This is a genomic window from Flavobacterium pisciphilum (genome assembly GCF_020905345.1).
GTDB lineage: Bacteria > Bacteroidota > Bacteroidia > Flavobacteriales > Flavobacteriaceae > Flavobacterium > Flavobacterium pisciphilum.
Window position 1 is genome coordinate 338,880 of record NZ_JAJJMO010000001.1, and the last position, 22,428, is coordinate 361,307.

Sequence of the window (22,428 nt, forward strand, 5' to 3'; positions counted from 1 at the left end):
ACATGAAACTATATCTAAAAATATGGCGTCAATTGAATGCCGATTCCAAAGGTGAAATGGTAGATTATGAGATAGATGGTGTTACTGAGCATATGTCTTTCTTAGAAATGTTAGATCTTTTAAATGAATCACTTATTCAGCTTAAAGAACGTGTTATTGAATTTGACCATGACTGTAGAGAAGGTATCTGCGGACAATGCGGTGTTATGATTAATGGTAGAGCGCATGGTCCTTTAAAACATACTACTACTTGCCAGCTTCATATGAGAAGCTTTAAAGATAAAGATACCATTTATATTGAACCTTTTCGCGCAACAGCTTTTCCTGTAGTTAGGGATTTAAAAATTGACAGAACCTCTTTTGACTCAATCATTGCTGCTGGTGGTTACATCGGAGCTTCAACAGGTCAGGCGCCAGAAGCGAATAGCATTCCGATTTCGTATGAAACAGTCGAAGCTTCATTTGATGCCGCCGCATGTATAGGCTGTGGTGCCTGTGTGGCAACTTGCAAAAACTCTAGTGCTGCATTATTTGTAGGTGCCAAAATAACACACTTAGCACTACTGCCACAAGGAAAAATAGAAGCTTCTAAAAGGGTTTTAACTATGGTTAACCAAATGGACTCAGAAGGTTTCGGAGCATGCTCTAATACCGAAGCATGTGAAGTAGAATGCCCACAAGGGATTTCTGTATTGTCAATTGCAAAAATGAATTACGAATACAACAAAGCATTAATAATGAAGAAATAGTTTCTTTTGGTTTTCAGTGTTCAGTCTCAGTGTTCAGTCTCAGTATTCAGTATTCAGTCTCAGTATTCAGTCTCAGTGTATGGTTCCCAGTCTCAGGTTACAGTATTCAGTCTCAGTATTCAGTTTCAGGTTTTAATTACTTAGAACCTTAGTAACTCAGTACCTTTGTTGCTTTGAACCTTTGTTGCTTTGAACCTTTGCAACTTTGAGCCTCTGCTACTTTGAGCCTCTGCTACTTTGAGCCTTTACTCCTTTAAGCCAATTCAACTTAGCACCTTAGTAACTCAGAACCTTTGTTGCTTTGAGCCTTTACAACTTTGAACCTTTACTGCTTTAAGCCAATTCAACTTAGAACCTTAGTAACTCAGTACCTCTGCAACTTTGAGCCTTTGCAACTTTGAACCTTTACTACTCTACAACAGTACCTTTTAAAACTATTCCTTTTATTTAAATGTAATCTTGGTGTAATTTTTCTAAATTTGGGAGCTAAATACATGAGTTATATGACGCTTCCCAAAAGAAAAATTATTTGTTTGTTATCCTTACTAACAATACTCTTCTTCTCCCCACTTGCATACTCGCAAACCCCTGCTCCTACTACCAAAACTGAAAGTAGTGGAAAATTATTTGATGGTGCAAATAATACCGATAGCGATTATCTTATGGCTATCGAAAAAGCGGGCGAAGTTGTACAATCTGCATATAATGATATAGAATTTGAAGGAAACACATTTCATTTGTTTGCTGAAATAGATAGAACACAACAGAAATTAGATCTCATTCTGACCAATTTAAAAAGTGCAAATCCAAATGTTCGCAATCAGCAAATGTACCGTATTGTGTTACTTGAGATTCGTCAGGAGCTAGATGAACAAAATAATGCTATTAATTTACGCAATAAGAACCTTGATAAAATCAAAGGCCGATTTGCTGACTTGCGTAAAGACAAAGCTTTGATTACCTTATTAAAAGACACCATTCTTCGTAAACAATTCAAGAATGAATTTCTTAATCTAAAAAAGACCTATTTAAGTACCGATAGTCTTATGAACCACAATCTAGAGGTTCTTAACACAAAAAACAGATTAACTGTACAAAGAAAAATTGCTGTATCAAGCGCTCTGTTAACCGTAGAAAAGAAGCTTGAAAAATCAGGTATAAGCATTCTTGGAAGGGAATATTCTTTTTTATGGAATACGAATGACACTATTGCTAAAAAAGACATCTCAAAAAATATTAAAGGAAAAGTTGCTGTAGAAAATAGTGTAATGTCTTACTACTTAAACTATAGTTTCAGCGGATTGGTTACTTTGGCTTTTTTTATGGGATTACTAGCTTGGTACATTTCTCGTAATCTTAAATACCTGAAAAATAATAGCCATTACGAGAATCTTTCTCTCCTTAATTTTAAATACTTAAACAGTGGTATTATTCTCCCTATAATTGTAATTGGGCTTAATATTGCCATAGTAAGTAATTTATATGCTCCTGCATTATTTATAGAATTATTACAGCTAATATTACTTATTGCGCTTACACTTCTTTTTAAAAATCATTGGTCTAAAGAATCAATGCGAAACCTATTTCTATTAGTTGGATTATTTTCAGCGCTTTGCTTTTTGGATTTATTTATCGGAATTAGCTTGTTTCAGCGTTGTGCTTTTATCCTAATTAACATCTTAGGAATCCGTTATGGCTTGGTACAACTAAAGAGTATAAAAGATCAATTATACATAAAGGCTTTCTTTAAATGGGCAAGCATAATATTCATTGGATTAAATACTTTAGCAATAATTTTTAACCTATTCGGAAGAGTATCTCTTTCAAATATGCTTAGCCTTACTGCTTTTATAGCAATAACTCAAATTATTGCACTTAGCGTGCTCTTAAAAATAATTTTAGAGATAATTCTTCTACAAATTTATACTACAAGAATAAAACGTGGCATCGAAACTATTTTTGATCACGAAAGTTTATCAGACAACCTTAAAAGACCATTTATAATAGTAATCTCTTATATGTGGCTAATCGTCATTGCATCAAATTTAAACATTTGGGAATCCTTACGAACCTCATTCAACTCTATACTTACCCACCCTAATACTATTGGAAGTATCACATTTACTCTGGGGAATATTGTATTGTTTTTTATTATAATCTGGATGGCCCATCTGCTGCAAAAATATGTTGCTTACTTTTTTGGAGAGGTCGATGAGGAAAATGAAGAAAATGTAAATAAACGTCAGCATTCCAAATTACTAATTACACGTCTTGTTGTACTAATTGGAGGTTATTTATTGGCTGTAGCAGCATCAGGAATGCCTTTAGACAAACTTAGTATCTTGCTTGGTGCCTTAGGTGTTGGTGTTGGACTTGGTTTGCAAAACATTGTAAGCAACTTTGTATCAGGTATCATTTTGATTTTTGATAAACCAATACAAATTGGTGATGTTGTCGAAATTAGTTCTCAATCGGGTCGTGTAAAAGCCATGGGACTTCGCACTACAAAAATTAATGCTCCAAATGGCGCCGAGATAATTATTCCAAATGGTAACTTATTATCACAAAATATAACCAATTGGACTTATACTGATAATTTTAAACTTGTTGATATTTCCTTTGAGGTTGTAGGTGATACATTGCCAGAAAATATCAATTTAATCGTATTAGAAGCATTGAAAAGTCAATCATTGATAAACGATGCTAGAACTCCACAAATTTATTACACTGCCATATCTGATGGAAATTATAAAATATTAGTGAAATTTTGGTGCAGCATTTATCGTACTGAGGAAACTATAAGTAGTGCCCGTCAAGCTTTGTTTAGTAATTTTAAAAATAAAGGACTAACCTTTTCATCCTAAACTTGCTTGAAAAATAATTACCAAAAGCTGAACTCATATGAATTCAGCTTTTTTTATGCAATAGTATTTCTCTAGAAATAAATCATGGTTACACTTTTTCTTTCCATTTTAGCATTTGGGATTTCCTGAAAACCAATGGAGAAACCCCTTTAATTTCTTTAAATTTTCTATTAAAATTAGAAATATTATTGAACCCACATAATTCTGAAACTTCCAAAACTGAGAGTTCTTGTGATCTAGACAATAACTTTCCCGCCCGCTCAATCCGTATTTCTATCAAAAACTGGAAAAAAGTCTTGTTGGTCCGGACTTTAAAATATTTGCAAAAAGCATTCTTAGTCATATTTGATAAGGCAGCAATTTCTTCGAGAGTAATGTTCTTTTGAAAATTAGTCATTACATATTCAAAAACTGTTTGCATACGCTTCCCTTCATTGTCTGTAATTTTTTTATCATATATATAACTAGAAAGCAAGGTCTTCTTCTCTTGAGAAATTCTCTTGGTTATTTCTAAAAAAAGAATAAAGCGGTCAAATTCATTTACTTTTTTAATTTTCTTAAACCACTTAACCACTTTGTTGGAAGGGTTGTTAATTATAAATCCATTCTTGCTATTTTCCCAAAAGGGCTGAATATCTTTTAGAGCAGGTAGCGCAAAGAAATCTTTCCCAAAAGAGTTAGCTGTAAAAAACAATGTTAGCATAACCGATAACTCATTGGTATTGGTTTCGCTTCTAAACACATGTGGGAGGTTACTTCCTATGACGACAATATCTCCTTTTTGATAAGGAGAAATAGTATCGCCTACAAAAATGGTTCCTTCACCATTCTCGATATAGCTAATTTGAATTTCTTCATGTTGGTGCAATTTATCATAAAAAACAAACTCTACATCTTCTTGATAAATTAGTGAATCTTCTTTGGTTTTTGGAATCTTAAATGGAAATACTTTCATAATAGATTAGTTATATGCCATAAATATAGAAAAACATATACATATTAAGTAATAATTTTAAAAATTAGCATTAAATCGGATAATATAGTATCTTTTTGTGATAACTTACCTAATCACATATTTACTGGTTATAAATATTTTTGAAAAAAATTAAATTAGTAATTATGAGTATTCAATGGAAAGGCGTTATGCCAGCAGTTACTACAAAGTTTACTGCCGATGACAAATTAGACTTCAATATGTTTGGAGTGAATGTAAAAGCACAGCTTGATGCTGGTGTTTCAGGGATAATCCTAGGAGGAACACTCGGTGAAGCAAGCACATTATTAGAAGAAGAAAAAAAGGACTTAATCAAAGAGACTATCAATATAGTCAACGGGCAAGTTCCCGTGATTATGAACATAGCCGAACAAACTACTCGAGCTGCAATACTAGCTGCTAATAAAGCTGAAGAAAATGGCGCTAAAGGATTAATGTTATTGCCTCCTATGCGATACAATGCTGCTAGTCATGAAACGGTTACTTATTTCTCGGAAGTAGCAAAAAGCACTTCTCTTCCTATCATGATTTACAACAATCCTGTAGATTATAAAATTGATGTTTCATTGGATATGTTCGAAGAAATTTTAAAATTCGACAACATCCAAGCTGTAAAAGAGTCTACTAGAGACATTTCAAATGTAACTCGAATTATAAATCGTTTTAAAGGACGTTTAAAAGTATTATCTGGTGTTGACACGCTAGCATTAGAAAGTATTTTTATGGGTTCTGATGGATGGGTTTCGGGCTTAGTAGATGCGTTCCCAGCAGAAACTGTAGCGATTTTTAAATTAGCAAAAGCAGGAAGAGCTGAAGAAGCATTGGCTATTTACAGATGGTTCTTACCATTACTAGAATTAGATATCAATCCGCTTTTAGTACAAAACATAAAACTAGCTGAAGTAGCAACAGGTCTAGGAACTGAATTTGTTCGTGCACCAAGATTACCACTACATGGAGCTGAAAGAGAAAGAGTTTTGGCAATCATTGCTGAAGGTTTACGTACAAGACCTACTCTTCCAGATTACAAGTCGATAGTACTATAAGTTCATATTAAAAAGAATAAACTTTATTTAAAGTTTAGTTTGGTTTGTTTTTAGTTTGGTTTGTTTTTGAGCTGGTTATTTTGTGATAATGGCCAGCTCATAAAACATAATATTTTTTTAGCAAGTCCGGATTTAATTATAATCTTAAACATATAAAAAATGATTACAGGAAAAAATTATATAGGAAGCCAGCTTAAGGCAGCAGGAACTAAAATATATAAAACAATAAATCCTCAGTTGAATATAGAAAATCCTTGGTCGTTTATAGAAGCAACTCCTGAGGAAATAGATGAAGCGGTTGTTTTGGCAAATGATGCCTTTAAAATTTATAAAAATTATCCCGCACAAAAAAAGGCTGACTTTTTAAATGCTATTGCCGAGGAAATTCTTGCTCTTGGTGATGAATTATTAGAAGTGTATTGCACGGAATCTGGTTATCCAAAAGGTAGAGCTGAAGGAGAACGAGGACGTACAGTATTTCAATTGCGCTCGTTTGCAAATATGCTTACCGAAGGGAGTTGGCTTGAAGCAACAATAGACACTGCAATTTCAGATAGACAACCCTTGCCAAAAGATGATTTACGTAAAATGCTAGTTCCATTAGGACCTGTTGTGGTTTTTGGTTCAAGCAATTTTCCATTTGCATTTTCTACTGCTGGTGGCGATACTGCCTCCGCTTTAGCAGCTGGATGCCCAGTAATTGTAAAAAGTCATTCAATGCATATCGGAACTGGCGAAATGGTTGCATCAGCAGTTATAAAAGCTGCTAAAAAACACGGGATTCCTGAAGGAGTTTTTTCTAACTTAATTGGTAGCGGAGTAACTCTAGGAACAAGTTTAGTAAAACATCCACTTGTAAAAGCAGTAGGTTTTACGGGAAGTATTAATGGTGGTAGAGCTTTATTTAATTTGGCATCGCAACGTCCTGAACCCATTCCTGTATTTGCCGAAATGGGAAGTATTAATCCTGTAGTTATATTACCTGAAGCATTAGAAAAAAACAGTTCAAAATGGGCAACTACCTACGCTGGTTCTATTACACTAGGAACTGGTCAGTTTTGTACTAATCCAGGATTACTTTTGGGTATTAAAGGAAAACCGTTAAATCAATTTATAGATCAGTTGGGAGAGGAAATTGAAAAAATTGCTCCTTCATGCATGTTGCATCCATCGATCAAAGCCGATTTTAATTCTGGCAAAGAAAAGATACAATCACAAAGCGGAGTTAGCACTGTTGCAGAATATAAAGGCGAAATTGCTCCAAATTATGCTCCACAAACGATACTTACTGTAAGCGGTAAGGCTTTTCTAGAGAATCCTACTCTAAGTCATGAAGTTTTTGGTCCTTTTTCTATTATTGTTCAATGTGAAAATAATGAGGAATTGGCAACAATAATTAATAAATTAGACGGACAATTAACGGGTACTATACTTGCTGAACCAAGCGAACTTTCTAAATATAACGCAGTCGTAGACGCTGTACAAAACAGAGTGGGAAGATTAATTTTTAATGGAGTACCAACAGGAGTCGAAGTTTGCGCTTCAATGATTCATGGTGGCCCCTATCCTGCTTCATCAGATTCTCGTTTTACTGCTGTAGGAATCCATGCGGTTAAACGTTGGGTACGACCATTTAGTTATCAGAACTGGCCAGACGAATTATTGCCTGAAGCATTACAGAATAAAAATCCTTTAAATATTACCAGAACCATAAATGATATTATAACCAACAAACCTATTTAGTTTATGCCAAGAAAAACTTTTTTTTGTGTCGATGCACATACTTGTGGCAACCCAGTGAGAGTGGTTGCTGGAGGCGGTCCGAATTTGGTTGGCAACAACATGAGTGAGAAACGCCAACATTTCTTAAAAGAGTACGATTGGATTCGTAAAGGGCTAATGTTTGAGCCAAGAGGTCATGATATGATGAGCGGAAGCATACTTTATCCTCCTAGTGATCCAAACAATGATTTTGGTATCTTATTTATCGAAACTTCTGGTTGCTTGCCAATGTGTGGTCACGGAACTATTGGAACGATAACAATAGCTATCGAAGAAGGGTTGGTTACACCAAAAATCCCTGGAAAGATAAAAATGGAAGCTCCTGCAGGTTTGGTTCAAATTGAATACCAACAAACTGCTAAAAAAGTAGATTGGGTACGTTTAACCAATGTTAAATCATACCTAGCTGCTGAAGGTCTTACTATAGATTGTCCTGAACTAGGCGAAATAGTTTTTGATGTTGCTTATGGTGGTAATTATTATGCAATTGTAGATCCTCAAACCAATTTCTCAGGAGTGCAGGATTTTACAGCAGGGAAAATTGTACAATACAGTCAAGAAGTTCGTAAACGAATTAACGAAAAGTATCCAAATCTTTTCATTCATCCCGAAAACGATACTATTCGCGATGTAAGCCATATGTTATGGACTGGAACACCTATAGATCCAACGTCATCAGGAAGAAATGCTGTTTTTTATGGAGACAAAGCTATTGATCGTTCACCTTGTGGTACTGGAACATCAGCTAGACTTGCACAACTTCATGCGAAAGGCAAACTAAAGAAAGGCGAAGATTTTGTACACGAAAGTTTTATTGGGAGCAAATTTATAGGAAGAGTCGAAGAAGAAACTACTATTGGAGATATTAAAGCTATTGTTCCAAGCATACAAGGATGGGCAAAAGTATATGGATATAACAATATAATCATTGATGAAGATGAAGACCCGTATGCATTTGGTTTTCAAGTAATTTAATAAAAATATAATCCAAAATAAATCATTGATTCATAGAACATAATTCTTGCCAATGGTTTTTAAATCTATAAATTATAATGAAAAAAGTAAGTATTATTGGTGGAGGAATAATCGGACTATGTTCAGCTTATTATTTAGCAAAAGAAGGATATCAAGTGGTTGTTTTTGATAAGTCGGATATGACAGATGGTTGCTCTTATGGCAATGCAGGAATGATAGTTCCGTCACATATTATTCCGTTGGCACAACCAGGAATGATTACTCAAGGTATAAAATGGATGTTTGATAGTCAAAGTCCTTTTTATGTAAAGCCAAGATTAAGCATGGATTTGGCAAAATGGGGATTACAATTCTATAGACATGCTAATAAGAAACATGTAGAAAAAGCAATGCCTGCACTTTGCAATTTATCTCTTTTTAGTAAAGAATTATATCAAGATTTTATCAAAGAAAGCAACTCTTTCTTTTATGAAAACAAGGGTTTATTAATGCTTTATAAAACAGAGAAAACAGCTGAAGAGATTATACATGAAGGAAAATTAGCAGAGTGTTTTGGCTTAGAAGTAGATTACCTTTCTAAAGATCAGGTAACAAAACTCGAAACAGGGACTCGCACAGATGTCATGGGTGGTGTGCATTATAAGAGCGATGCACATATTTATCCACAAAAATTCATGCAATTTATAAAAGCAGAATTAAGTAGATTGAACGTAACAATTCATAATAGAACTTTGGTTGAAGATTTTGTCATAAAAAATAATACTGTTACTGAAATACTAACCGACATGGGACCTTTTATGACCGATGAAGTTGTTTTGGCAACTGGATCATGGAGTCCAAATATTGCTAAAAAACTAAATCGAGCTATTTCTATTTTACCAGGAAAGGGATACAGCTTTACTTTAAAAGACACAGCCAAAAAGCCTGCTATTCCAGCAATTCTGTGTGAAGGAAAAGTTGCTGTTACTCCTATGAACAATGATATTCGTTTTGGAGGTACAATGGAAATTACTCATACTAACGACACCAAAATTAATCAAAATAGAGTTCAGGGAATTGTTAACAGTATCAATGATTTTTATCCAGATCTAAAAATTGAAATGCCAAAAGAAAAAGAAACATGGTACGGATTTAGACCATGTACCCCTTCAGGAATGCCGATTATTACCCGAGATAAAAGAATAAAAAACTTAACTTTGGCTACTGGGCATGCCATGATGGGATTAAGCTTGGCACCTGCAACTGGTAAAATTGTTTCGGAGATTATTTCTGGAAAAAACACCTCTGTTAATACACAAATGTTTCAATTATAAAATTTATGAGATACGAATCGATTCCTTCTTCTTTATTTATCGAAAACAGAAAACGCTTTTCGAAAAAAATGAATCCAAATAGCTTAGCTATTTTAGTTTCTAATGATGTGATGCCTAATAATGCTGATGATGTGATGGGCTTTGCACAAAACAACGATTTATTCTACTTAACAGGAATCGATCAGGACGAAACTATTTTGGTTCTTTATCCAGATGCTTATAAAGAAGAAAATCGAGCTATTTTATTTGTAAAAGAAGTAAGTGAACATACTAAACTTTGGGATGGTGACTTCTTAACAAAAGAAGAAGTATCCGCTATTTCGGGTATAAAAAACGTAAAATGGGTTCATGAATTCGAAAAAACGTTGCAGCTTTTTGCTTTTGAGGCTGACACCTTTTATTTAGGTCACAACGAACATATTAAAAGGGTTACATCTGAGATGACTACACGCCAAGATCGAATGATACAATGGTGTAAAGAAAAATACCCACTACATCAATACGATCGAGCTGCAAAGATTACAAGAGAATTAAGACCTATAAAATCTGAAGAAGAAATAGAACTTATAAAAAAAGCGGTTGCGATTAGCATTAAAGGTTTCAAAGGGCTACTCACCGCTATTAAACCCAATATAAAAGAATTTGAACTCGAAGCAGAGCTTACGTATGAATTAATAAAAAATGGTGCTACACGCCATGCTTTTAAGCCAATTGTAGCCACTGGAAAAAATGCTTGTGCATTGCATTATAATTCAAATGATTCCGTTTGTAAAGACAACGAAATGGTCTTGGTTGACTTTGGTGTTTGCTATGCCAATTACAATTCAGATACCACCAGATGTGTACCTGTAAATGGTGTCTTTTCGCCACGCCAACGCGAAGTGTATTCATCCGTTTTACATTGTTTGAAAGAAGGTTCAAAATTATTAAAACCAGGTGTTAAGCATAGCGATTATGAAAAACAAATGGCTGATTTAATAGAAGTAGAATTAATTAAACTGGGGCTAATTACCAAGGAAGATATTGCGAATCAAAATCCCGATTCACCTGCTTATAAAAAATATTTTATGCATGGAACAGCACATCATTTAGGATTAGATGTCCATGATTTAGGATTATATTCTCGTGATTTAGAAAAAGGAATGGTTCTTACCTGCGAACCTGGGATTTATATACTAGAAGAAGGAATAGGCTGCCGATTAGAAAATGATTACTTAATTACTGACGATGGAAACATTAATCTCTCTGAAGCATTACCAATAGAGATTGAAGATATAGAAAAACTCATCCAAAAAAAATAGTTTTATACCCTCCTTTGAGACTATTAATTTTAACAGCTACAACAACAACTTTGTAGCTGTTTTTTTTTGTTTAAATTATTCCTTTTCAATTATTCTAGTTATTAAAAATTAGTTTTCATTATCCCTACTCGAACTCAAAACTGTGACTGAAAAATTAACCGCAAAATTCACAAAGACCTACGCAAGGAACGCAAGCTTTTGTTTTTAACTGAATACTGAGACTGAATACTGTGACTAAAAATTTAACCGCAAAGTTCACAAAGAGCTATGCAAAGAACGCAAGCTTTTATTATAAACTGAGACTAAATACAGTTACTAAAAAATTTAACCGCAAAGTTCACAAAGACTTACGCAAGGAACACAAGCTTTTGTTTTAAACTGAACACTGTGACTGAAACCTGAAACTAAATACTGTGACTCAAAACTGAACACTGTGGCTTGAAACTAAAACTGATAAATTGATAAAAAACGTACTAAAATACATTTCGGTAAAAAAATACTTGCAAATATCCAAAACACTGAGGTTTTAAAATAATAATTACTCAAAACAAGATAATATAATCTGAGTTTATGATAATATATTGGCATAAAAAAAGACATAAATGCAAAATATTTGCACTTATTAATAATAAAACCAGTATATGAAATTTAAATTTAATTTTAGAAAAGTTGCGATACTCTTTTTTGTATTTGCAACACAACTAATCCTTGCTCAAGAAAGATTAGTTACAGGAATTGTGACGGATGATACAGGAATGCCCTTACCAGGTGTGAGTGTATTAGTAAAAGGATCCAAAGCAGGAACACAAACAGATTTTGACGGAGCATACAGTATCAATGCTTCTTCTAGTCAGATTCTTACGTTTAGCTACATTGGAATGAAAACGCAAGAACTACCTGCAACTACCAATAAAGTAAATATTAAAATGTCTGGTGGTTCGACAGCACTTAATGAAATTGTAGTTACGGCATTGGGTGTGAAAAGAGAAAAAAAATCGCTTGGTTATGCTACTCAAGAAGTAAAGGGTGAGGATCTAACCAAAGTAAATAGCGGTAACGTAGCCAATTCAATCTCAGGTAAAATTGCTGGTATTGACATTAGAAGAAATAACAACATTGGAGGATCTACAAATGTTATCATTCGCGGAACCACTTCTTTAACCCAAAGTAATCAAGCATTATGGGTTGTTGATGGAGTGCCATTAAACAATGATAACACCAATACTAGTGATCAAAAAAGTGGTGGAAACACTGGAGGATATGATTACGGAAACGCTGCATCGGATATAAATCCAGATGACATTGAATCTATAAACGTTTTAAAAGGTGCTGCGGCATCTGCACTTTATGGCTCTAGAGCTGCTAATGGAGTTATTCTTGTAACTCTAAAAAAGGGAAGCAAATCTAAAGCTGGATTAGGTGTTTCGTTTAATTCAGGAATAACTATTGGTGTTGTAGATAAAAAAACTCTCCCTCAATACCAAAACGAATATGGTAGTGGTTACGGTGACTTTTATGGTACAGTTGATTTAGGAAGTGGTACACATCCTTATGCTGCTACTGATGACGCTTCATGGGGACCAAAATACGATCCTAGCCTATTGGTTTACAACTGGAACTCTTTTTACCCAGAATTGCCTACTTATGGTAAAGCAACTCCATGGGCTCCTGTAAAAAAGAACCCAAATAGCTTTTATAAAAACAGTCTTACTTATACAAACAACATTGCTATATCTTCTAGTAATGATAATGGTGAATTCAGATTTGGTTACACAAACTACAATCAAGCACAAGGAGTTTTACCAAATAGTAGTAACAGAAAAGATAATTTTAATTTTTCTGGGAGTTATAAAATTAGCCCAAAAACTAAAATCTCAGCTTCAGCTAATTACCTAAAAGCATATGCCAAAGGGATGAATGAAACTGGATATGGTGATGGTGGAAATAACTACTTAAGCAGTGTAAGACAATGGTATAATATGAGTGCTGATTTTCAAGATCTTGAAGATGCTTACAATATAACTGGCAAGAATACAACTTGGAGTGTTGGTGGACCGAACGACCTATCAATTCAATTTCATGATAATCCATATTTCCAACGTAACAACAATTATAACTCATTAAACAGAGATCGTTTCTTTGGTAATTTTGCGATAAGCACAGATGTAAACAATTGGCTAAATATTGTTGGAAAAGGGTCTATTGATTTTTATCAACAATTACAAGAAGAGCGTATTGCTGTAGGTTCAAAAAGAACTCCAAATACATTAGGGCAATACTCAAGATTCGACAAAACATTCCGTGAAATCAATTTAGATTTAATCTTAAACTTCAAAAAGGATATAACAGATAACATTAAATTTTACGGACTTGTAGGAGCTAACTCTAGACGATCTACAAATAGTAGTGTTTATTCTCAAACTAATGGTGGTTTAATTGTGCCTGGCAAATACATGTTAAGCAATACGTTAATGCCTATTAATTACCCTAGCGAAGGCTTAGCAACCTTAGGTACGAATAGTATCTATGCTAATGCAACTTTTAATTTTAACGAAACTTATTTTATTGAGGGTTCTTACAGAGTGGATCAATCATCTACTTTACCAACAAAAAATAATACCTATACTTACCCTTCTATCACTGGGACATATATTTTTAGCAATCATATTAAGGCTGATTGGTTATCATTTGGTAAAGTACGTTTAAATTATGCCGAAACTGGAAATGATGCACCATTTGCAGTAATACAAACAACTTATGATAAGAATAATAATTTTGGACCTGATGGAATACGTTTCTCTATAGAGAACAATAAAAGTAACTCAAACTTAAAAAGTGAGCTTACTAAAGGAACTGAGGCTGGTATAGAGCTTAAATTCTTGAAAAATAGAATTGGTTTGGATGTATCATATTACAAAACCAATACTACTAACCAAATCTTATCAATTGAAACACCTACGCAAACTGGGTATACCCGAGCATGGATTAATGGTGGAGATGTTCAAAATAAAGGATTTGAGGTTTCTATAAATGCAATTCCGTTTAAAACTAAAGACTTCTCTTGGGAAACTAGAATTAACTGGGCAGCTAATAAAAATGAAGTTATTGATCTAAATGGTGCCGATAGAATCTCACTTGGATCATTTCAAGGTGTTGGATATGTTGCTGAAGTTGGAAAACCAATTGGACAACTTGTCGGAAGAGGATATAAGTATCTAGATGGAGAAAAAGTAGTAAAAAGCAATGGTAGATATGAAGTTGTAGCCGGAGCAACAATTGGGGACGTAAACCCTGAATGGACTGGTGGTATCAACAACATCTTTAATTACAAAAACCTAACATTCAACTTCCTAATTGACATAAAAAAAGGTGGAGATGTGTATTCTCTTGATCAACAATATGGTCACACAACTGGTATATACCAAAGTACTGTAGGAAATAACCATTTAGGAAACCCTGTTAGAAATTCTATTGCAGACGGAGGAGGAATTATCCTTCCTGGTGTAAAAGCAGACGGTAGCCCTAACACAACAGTTGTTCTTGCAGATTATGATACTTATAATTCAATGCCTCAAGAAAGATACGTTTATGATGCTTCTTATGTAAAATTACGTGAAGTAGGTCTAAGCTATAGATTGCCTTCTAAATACTTAGAAAATACATTTATCAATAGTGTGATTTTTGCTGTAAATGGTAGCAACTTATGGATTATTAGCAAAAACCTTCCTTATGCAGATCCTGAAGCTGGAGCATCATCTGGTAACTTACAAGGGTTTCAAACTGGGGTAATGCCAACTTCAAAAGAGTATAACTTTAATTTAAAAGTTCAATTCTAAAAACATACAAAATGAAAAAATTAAAAATAATATTTTTTGCAAGTGCTTTTGTGCTTTCAGTTGCATCATGCGATGATATCGATAGCTTAAATGAAAATCAAAAGGCATATACAGATGCTTTATCAAATAGTTTAATGACCAATTCGCAAGTAAACTATTCGTATTTCTTGACCAATGCGTCTGTAAATGATAATAATTTTAGAGGATATGCTCAATACTGGAGCACATCGACTTATACTGATGAGGTTAATTACAATCAAGCTAAAAGAAACTTAGGAAACTCACACTCTGTAATATTATACAGAGACGTTTTACAAGATCTGATTGTTGCCAAAAATAAAATAAGCGACCAACAAGCTTTAGGACCTGTAGAGATTGCAGTTAAGAAAAATAAATTAGCGATTCTAGAAGTTCAAATTGTAATGGCTTATCAAACATTGGTAGATCTTTTTGGTAATATCGTTTACTCTGAGGCATTGGATATAACAAATCATCCAACACCAAAATACGATGATGCTAAAACAGTTTATTTTGATTTAGCAACTAGATTAGATGCTGCAATTGCAAACCTAGATAGCAGTTATGATAGTTTTGGATCAGCTGATCTTATCTTTAAAGGAAATGTTGGTAAATGGAAAAAATTAGCCAACAGTGTTAAACTAAAAATGGGATTGCATCTTGCTGATGTTGATGCTGCAAAGGCTCAAGCTATGGTGGAGAGTGCTTACAATTCAGGACTATTCACAAGCAATTCTGACAGCGCATTATTCCAATATTTCAAAACAACAATAGATGAAAATCCGTTATATAACAGTTTGGTAAATGAAAGTCAAATCAACCCTACTGAGTTTTTTGTAAATGAATTAAATGGAAAATCAGATCCAAGAAGAGATATCTTTTTTAATCCAGCTTCAAAAATTGGAGGTGTTTACAAAGGAGCTCCTTATGCACAACTAGTTAGTTATAAAAACTTCTCTAATGTAGGTCCAAAATTAAAAGATAGAACTAACCCTGGGGTAATTTTTGACTATGCAGAAACTAATTTCTTACTTGCCGATGCTGCAAACAGAGGTTTTAATGTAGGTGGTTCTGCTGCTGATTATTATGAAAAAGGAATTCGTTCAAGTATGGATTATTGGGGAGTTGCTCCTGCAGATGCAGATACCTATTTGCTAAGAGCTGATGTTGCTTTTGCTACTGCTTCTGGAACTGATAAACAAAAAATTGCATACCAACTTTGGATTGCATACTACAATCGTGGTTTTGAAGGTTGGACAGAATACAGAAGACTAGACTTCCCGATTTTGGTTGCTCCTACTACTGCTGTTAGCGAAGCAGAAGGAAAAGTACCAGTGAGAAATATATATTCTCTTTTTGATTCAACACTAAATAAAGATAACTACAACGCAGCAGCTACTGCAATTGGTGGTGATAAAATGACAACAAAATTATTCTGGGATAAATTTTAATTTGAATTAGTAACATTTAAATATTTAGCATTCCTTGAATTTAAACAGGCACTTAACGGTGCCTGTTTTTTTTATGTCATATTTTAAACCATGAAACAATCCTTTACTTATTACTTTATCTCAATATTCGCATATTGAGATATATTAATCAAATTATAAGAATAAAAGCACATAATGTAATTTTAAAGTTAATTTATAGATAATTTAACATCATAACAGAATAAAATAGTACAACTAAATAATTTAAGATAAAAATATCTTTGGTTCAACACTAACAAATACCTAAGATTATGAAAACAAAACTATTTTTATTTATGGCTTTCGTTTTCGTTCTAAAAATAAGTGCGCAAGGACTGCCTTGTCGTACTAGTGAAGAGAACGAAAAAATCTACAAGCAAAATCCACACGCATTAAAAGAAAAACAAGACTTTGACGCTTTTAGCAAAAAGTTCAGCGCAGAAAGAAAATCTAAAACATCAAAGAAACTAGAAACATCCTACGTCATTCCAGTTGTGTTTCACATATATGGTGATGTACAAAGCGGAAAAACAGTTACCTACCAAAAAATCGTAAACCACCTTAAAGAACTTAATGACGATTTTGATGGCCGTAATGCCGATTACGCTACAGTTGATCCTTTTTTTCAGGCAAGAAGAGGAACGCTTAAAATTGAATTTAAACTTGCCAAAATTGACCCAAATGGAGGCTGTTCATCAGGAGTTGTATTTCACCCTGCCAAAAATGGATACGGTAATGGTGGTGGATACGATGACCAGATTGCTGCTGATGCTTGGGATAACAAAAAATATATGAATGTTTACATTCAAAATGATTTATATGCCGATGGAACACTGAACAATTCAGGAGTTGCTTGGTATCCGAGTACAGGAATGACGGCTAGTAATACTGCAAGGGTTGTTTTTAATGGAGCTTACTTATATGACAACTCATACAGTAAAGAATTTTCGGCTACATTAACCCATGAGTTTGGGCATTTCTTGAATTTAATACACACTTTTGAAGGTGGTTGTACAGGTACTGATGAGGTAGATGATACTCCGCTTGAAGATGGGAAACACACTTTATCATGTACACAAGGAACAAATTGCAATGGCGATAGAGTAAACAATGAAAACTACATGGGATACAATGGTGCACAAGGATGCTATAAAATGTATACTCAAGGTCAAATTGATCGTATGCTAGCTGCCTTAGAGCATCCTGCTAGAAAAACCCTTTGGCAAGAAAGTAATCTAATTGCAACAGGAGTAAATACTACAGGAGCGCTATTAACCTCAAACTCAAATTTCTTTAAAGAAGCTATTATCAACGATGGTTCATTTGATACTGCTTCTACAATTACGCTCTCTGGAGCCGAAACTTTTGCTCTTTCTACAGGAACAATGGCAGCAGGAACACATTTTACTCATACTTTTCCAGCAGGAATTATTCCAATAATTACCGTTAATTCAAATTCACAATTAACTGTTACTTTGACTGGTAATGCTACAAACCATTTAAAAACCAATAATACCAAAGGTACAATTACATTTTTACCAGCTGCTTTCACTGGAGGAACTGCAAATATGACTTGTACGGCATTGTACTATGACTTTAAATTTGTAGATCCATACGGAATCTACTTTGTCGATATGCCAGATGCAACAGCAAATGCTGCTCTTGCGTGGAAAGCTTTTAAAATAGAAAAAGGTGATGATCCCGCTTTTGGAGCATGGAGATATGCTGCTAATGCGTTAAAAATAGAAACCTATGCAAAGAAACTAGTATGCGAAACTGGAACTAGAAATATTTCATTGCTTGCAGCAAATACACAAGTAGGACCTTCAAGTAATTTTAAAGCTCCAGGAGCATATCCTGACCAATTAGATTTACGCACAACAGCATACAAAGCTTGGGATGGTAAAACTGGATATGTTGGTTTTGACTACTTAATAGATGGCTTAACCTGCTATGGTTGGTTTAAAGTAACTGTTGATGCTGATGGAAATGGGTATACTATTTCTGAATATGCATACAATACACAACCAGGAATGCCTATTACTACAGGGGTAACTGCAAAAGTTGGGGTAACATTATCACCAAGCACATTATATGAATCTGATATTAATGATGGAGCAATTACATCTAATGCAGCGATTACACTGTCTACCAATAATGGAACTTTTACTAAAAGCACTGGAACATTAGCAGTAGGTACTGATTATAGCATTACAGGAATACCAGCAGGTTTGACTGCAATATTAACATTAGAAAACAGCTCTAAAGTTGTAGTAACTTTTACAGGAAAAGCAACCTCACATTTACCTAATAACAATTCTACTGTAATAGTAACTTTCAAAGATGCAGCAATAACCGGTGGAATAGCAATATTAGATAATCCTTCTAAATCTATAAAAATAGAATTTGAAGCCCCTTACGGAATCTATTATGTTGACAATCCTGATTATGAAACTTCTACTGCAACTCAATGGAAATATTTTGACTTGACTATAGGTGACAATACTGAATATGGAGCATGGCAATTTGCAGCCAATGCCTTAAAAATGGAAACCTATGGCAAGAGATTAGTTTGTGAAACAGGAACTAGAAATATTACTAAAATCGCTGCTGGTGCTACAATAGGTGCTTCAAGCAATTTTACAGCTCCTGGGGCATATCCAAATCAATTGGACTTACGTACAGCAACATATAACACTTGGGATAACCAAACAGGTTATGTAGGTTTTGAATATACAAGCCGAGGAAGAACGTGCTACGGATGGATGAGAGTAAAAGCAACAGCAAGTGGTGACGGATATACAGTAACAAACTTTGCTTATAACACTAAACCAAATGAGCCTATAACAACTCCGATTATTAATGCGCCGAGTAATCTAACAGCAACAGTTAATGTTACCGCTCTTGAAGTTGCTTTAACATGGGTTGATAATTCTGATAACGAAACAGGATTTACATTAGAAAGAGCTTTGGGAACAGGCGAATACAGCGTTATTAAAACCTTTGCTTCAAATGTAACTTCATATACAGATACAGGATTAACAAAAGGAAGTGCTTACTCATACAGAATGAGAGCAAACATAAATACTACAAACTCTGATTATTCAAATGTAGCAACTGTAACTATTGAAGATGTAAATCCAAATCCAACTTTGGCAAAACCTATAATTAATGATGGTGATACTGGAATTTATGCTACAGGATTTTATGTAACTTGGGGGTTAATCAATGGAGCTACAAGTTATGATATTCAAGTATACAACGAAACTACAGGATGGGAGGATCAAGGAACATCAACTGTGCATTTCTTATATATAAATAAGCAAGGAACTCAAACAAGTTATAGAGTGAGAATGAGAGCTGTAAATGCTACTGGAACAAGTGATTGGAGTACTCCTAGAGATTTTACACTTCCTGGAGCATTACTAGCACCTACAAACCTTACTGCAACAGCAAACTCAACTACTCTTGAAGTTGAATTAGCATGGACAGACAACTCTGATATTGAAACTGGATTCTCTATAGAAAGAGCTTTAGGAAATGGAACATACAGCGTAATTGCTACTCTTGGCGCTGATGAAACTTCATATACAGATACAGGATTAATAGCAGGTAATACTTATTCTTATCAAATAAGAACAAACAAAGATGCTACCTATTCTTCTTATTCGAATGTAGCAACGGTTACTATCGATAATGCAAATGCACCGTTAGAAATACCTGTATTTTATGATCCATCAAACGGAACTTATACTGAAGGATTTTATGCTACATGGGCATTGATTAACAAAGCAACTAGCTATGAAATACAATTGTATAATGAAACTACTGGATGGGCTACTTTTGGAACATCAACTGCACATTTCTTATATATTATTAAGCAAGGAACAGAAAGAAATTATAGAATAAGAATAAGAGCTGTGTATGCAAATGGCGAAAGTGATTGGAGTGCTCCTATGGATGTTATCCTTCCTCCTACGCTAGGAATTAATGAATCTGAAAAGAATACTAAATCTTTTGCAATTTTCCCTAATCCAGCTTCAGATGTTGTTAATTTCTCTTTTAAAAACATAGATACGACTACTCTAGTAATTACAATATATAATAATACTGGAGCATTAATAGATACTGTTCGTAATACATCTAGCTATAATGTTAAGAATTTACCAACTGGTATTTATTATGTCGTACTTACAGATGGTACGGTTAAACAAAGTAAAAAGTTAGTTATTAAATAAACCCAATTTGTATTTTTAGAATCCCAATTTTAAACAAAACCGCTGAAAGGATATCTTTCAGCGGTTTTTATTTTATAGTAACTTTGCAAAAATACCTTTAAAAATAATATGAGAAAACAATATAACCTACGTCCAAGTAAGGAAGGCTTAAAAGCTTGGGATGTGCATCGTTTGATAGAATTATCTAAAGACTTCCCTGTAAAACATATTTTACTCTCTGAAATTAATGAAGTAAATGAAGCGTACTGGTTTCAAGATCCGAATCAGCTACCTACTTGTGCTGAAATCCTAGAACATATAAAACTTATTCAAGAGGTAGACTTAGAGTACCCTATTATTTTGTGTGCAAATGGACGCTTAATGGATGGTATGCATCGAGTTATGAAAGCATTACAGCTAGGTCATACTGATATTAAAGTAGTACAATTTGAAATCACACCCGAGCCTGATTTTATTGGTATTCCAGCTGATGAATTACCATATTGAGTTTATTCTACAGGTTTTTTGAAATCCTGTAGCTATTAATAATTCCCATAGGAACTCAATATTCAATTTTGATAATAAACCTACAAGGTCAAAGGAAAGGCCTTGTAGGTTTATTTACTTATTTACAATTTAATATCCAAAAGGACTGTCTACGCTATTCATAGGTGTTGTAAACCATTTTGGTCCATTGGCAGTCATATAAAAATGATCCTCATGTCTAATACCGAATTTTCCGGGAATACAAATCATAGGTTCATTACTTACTACCATTCCTTCACGAAGTGCTATCTCACTACCTCTTACTAAATATGGGTATTCATGAATATCCAAACCTGTTCCGTGCCCTACTCTATGTGGCAATCCTGGCAAATTATAATCTGAACTTAATCCTGCTGCAGCCAATGTTACTCTAGCAGCATCATCTACAGAACCACAGCTAGCTCCTATTTGAGCAGCTTCAAAAGCAGCGTGTTGTGTTGCTTTTTCAAGATTCCAAATTGTTTTATATTCTTCAGATGGTGTTCCGTAACTATACGATCTAGTAATATCCGAAATATATCCCTCTAATCGGCAACCTGTATCTATAATAACAGCTCCATTTTCTTTTAAATCCTGAGGCACTGATACTCCATGAGGGTATTGCGTATCATCATCAAACAATACAATACAAAAATACGATCCTGAAGCAATTCCTGCTTTAATATGTGCGTCGTTAATAAAACTTGTAACCTCATTGGCACTAATTCCTGGTCGCAATATCTTAGCTGCTGCACGTTGTACTACCATAGTAATATCTTTAGCTGCTTGTATAATGGCAATTTCATTAACCGATTTATGCATTCGGCAACCCGAAGTAACTGGAAGTGCATTTACAATAGTGTATGTATGATTTGTTTTGGTTACTCCATCAACCAAGAAATAAGGAGCCGACTCGTCTATAGCAATCGTTTCGCCAACTATGTTTTTATTCTTTAATAACTCGCCCATCAACACGTATGGAGACTCATGCTCTTCCCAGCAATTAATTTTACCGTCTAATTGCATGTATTTTTTGAATGTACCTTCTTCAAATTTTGGAACAATATAATCCAACGTTCCGTCATCATACAATAAAGCCCCTACCATTCTCTCAGATGGGTTCCATTTTGTACCTGTAAAATAATAAAGGTTTGTTCCAGCATTTACATACGTTACTTTAACCTTTATTTCTTTCATAAGCGCAACCGCTTTTTTTATTCTGTCTTCATATTCTTCTAACTGGATTGGTTTTACATCCAGTGTCATATTTTCAATTTTTTGTAACTCAATAGCTGCTGTTGAGCCTCCTATTCCAATTGTCATTTTTTATATTTTTAAT

General features: G+C 34.2%; 13 protein-coding genes. 11 read left to right on the forward strand and 2 right to left on the reverse strand.

The window, feature by feature from the left end; genetic code table 11:
* The first annotated feature begins 2 nt into the window (after positions 1 to 2).
* Complete coding sequence (locus LNQ49_RS01445; protein WP_229987004.1) at positions 3 to 749, forward strand: succinate dehydrogenase/fumarate reductase iron-sulfur subunit; 747 nt, start codon at positions 3 to 5, stop codon at positions 747 to 749.
* A gap of 503 nt (positions 750 to 1,252) precedes the next feature.
* A complete protein-coding gene (locus LNQ49_RS01450) occupies positions 1,253 to 3,613 on the forward strand; it encodes a mechanosensitive ion channel family protein (protein ID WP_229987005.1) in 2,361 nt (786 codons plus the stop codon).
* 88 nt (positions 3,614 to 3,701) lie between these two features.
* Here LNQ49_RS01450 and LNQ49_RS01455 read toward each other — a convergent pair whose 3' ends face one another.
* Positions 3,702 to 4,568 carry an AraC family transcriptional regulator gene (locus tag LNQ49_RS01455; protein ID WP_229987006.1) on the reverse strand — a complete coding sequence of 289 codons (867 nt, stop codon included), beginning with the start codon at positions 4,566 to 4,568 and terminating at the stop codon, positions 3,702 to 3,704.
* Positions 4,569 to 4,732: 164 nt separating this feature from the next.
* Between LNQ49_RS01455 and LNQ49_RS01460 the strand changes: the two genes are divergently transcribed.
* The 9 genes from LNQ49_RS01460 (at position 4,733) to LNQ49_RS01500 (ending at position 21,071) form a co-directional block, all read left to right on the forward strand.
* Complete coding sequence (locus LNQ49_RS01460) at positions 4,733 to 5,653, forward strand: dihydrodipicolinate synthase family protein (RefSeq protein ID WP_229987007.1); 921 nt, start codon at positions 4,733 to 4,735, stop codon at positions 5,651 to 5,653.
* 159 nt (positions 5,654 to 5,812) lie between these two features.
* Positions 5,813 to 7,396: an aldehyde dehydrogenase (NADP(+)) gene (locus LNQ49_RS01465; protein ID WP_229987008.1), complete on the forward strand. Its 1,584-nt coding sequence runs from the start codon at positions 5,813 to 5,815 to the stop codon at positions 7,394 to 7,396.
* A 3-nt stretch (positions 7,397 to 7,399) separates the two neighbouring features.
* Positions 7,400 to 8,410: a 4-hydroxyproline epimerase gene (locus LNQ49_RS01470; protein WP_229987009.1), complete on the forward strand. Its 1,011-nt coding sequence runs from the start codon at positions 7,400 to 7,402 to the stop codon at positions 8,408 to 8,410.
* 77 nt (positions 8,411 to 8,487) lie between these two features.
* Positions 8,488 to 9,723 (forward strand): NAD(P)/FAD-dependent oxidoreductase, encoded by a 1,236-nt coding sequence (locus LNQ49_RS01475; RefSeq protein ID WP_229987010.1) that lies wholly within the window; start codon positions 8,488 to 8,490, stop codon positions 9,721 to 9,723.
* A 5-nt stretch (positions 9,724 to 9,728) separates the two neighbouring features.
* Positions 9,729 to 11,024, forward strand: coding sequence for an aminopeptidase P family protein (locus LNQ49_RS01480; RefSeq protein WP_229987011.1), 1,296 nt, complete (start codon positions 9,729 to 9,731; stop codon positions 11,022 to 11,024).
* Between the two features lie 641 nt (positions 11,025 to 11,665).
* Positions 11,666 to 14,860: a SusC/RagA family TonB-linked outer membrane protein gene (locus LNQ49_RS01485; protein WP_229987012.1), complete on the forward strand. Its 3,195-nt coding sequence runs from the start codon at positions 11,666 to 11,668 to the stop codon at positions 14,858 to 14,860.
* Between the two features lie 11 nt (positions 14,861 to 14,871).
* Positions 14,872 to 16,329, forward strand: coding sequence for a SusD/RagB family nutrient-binding outer membrane lipoprotein (locus LNQ49_RS01490; protein ID WP_229987013.1), 1,458 nt, complete (start codon positions 14,872 to 14,874; stop codon positions 16,327 to 16,329).
* Positions 16,330 to 16,619: 290 nt separating this feature from the next.
* Complete coding sequence (locus LNQ49_RS01495; RefSeq protein WP_229987014.1) at positions 16,620 to 20,585, forward strand: M43 family zinc metalloprotease; 3,966 nt, start codon at positions 16,620 to 16,622, stop codon at positions 20,583 to 20,585.
* A gap of 108 nt (positions 20,586 to 20,693) precedes the next feature.
* Positions 20,694 to 21,071, forward strand: coding sequence for a hypothetical protein (locus tag LNQ49_RS01500; RefSeq protein ID WP_229987015.1), 378 nt, complete (start codon positions 20,694 to 20,696; stop codon positions 21,069 to 21,071).
* Between the two features lie 129 nt (positions 21,072 to 21,200).
* Here the strand turns inward: LNQ49_RS01500 and LNQ49_RS01505 are convergent, their stop codons facing one another.
* The gene (locus LNQ49_RS01505) at positions 21,201 to 22,412 is read right to left on the reverse strand and encodes a M24 family metallopeptidase (protein WP_229987016.1); all 1,212 of its coding nucleotides are present in this window, start codon (positions 22,410 to 22,412) and stop codon (positions 21,201 to 21,203) included.
* Positions 22,413 to 22,428 lie beyond the last annotated feature (16 nt).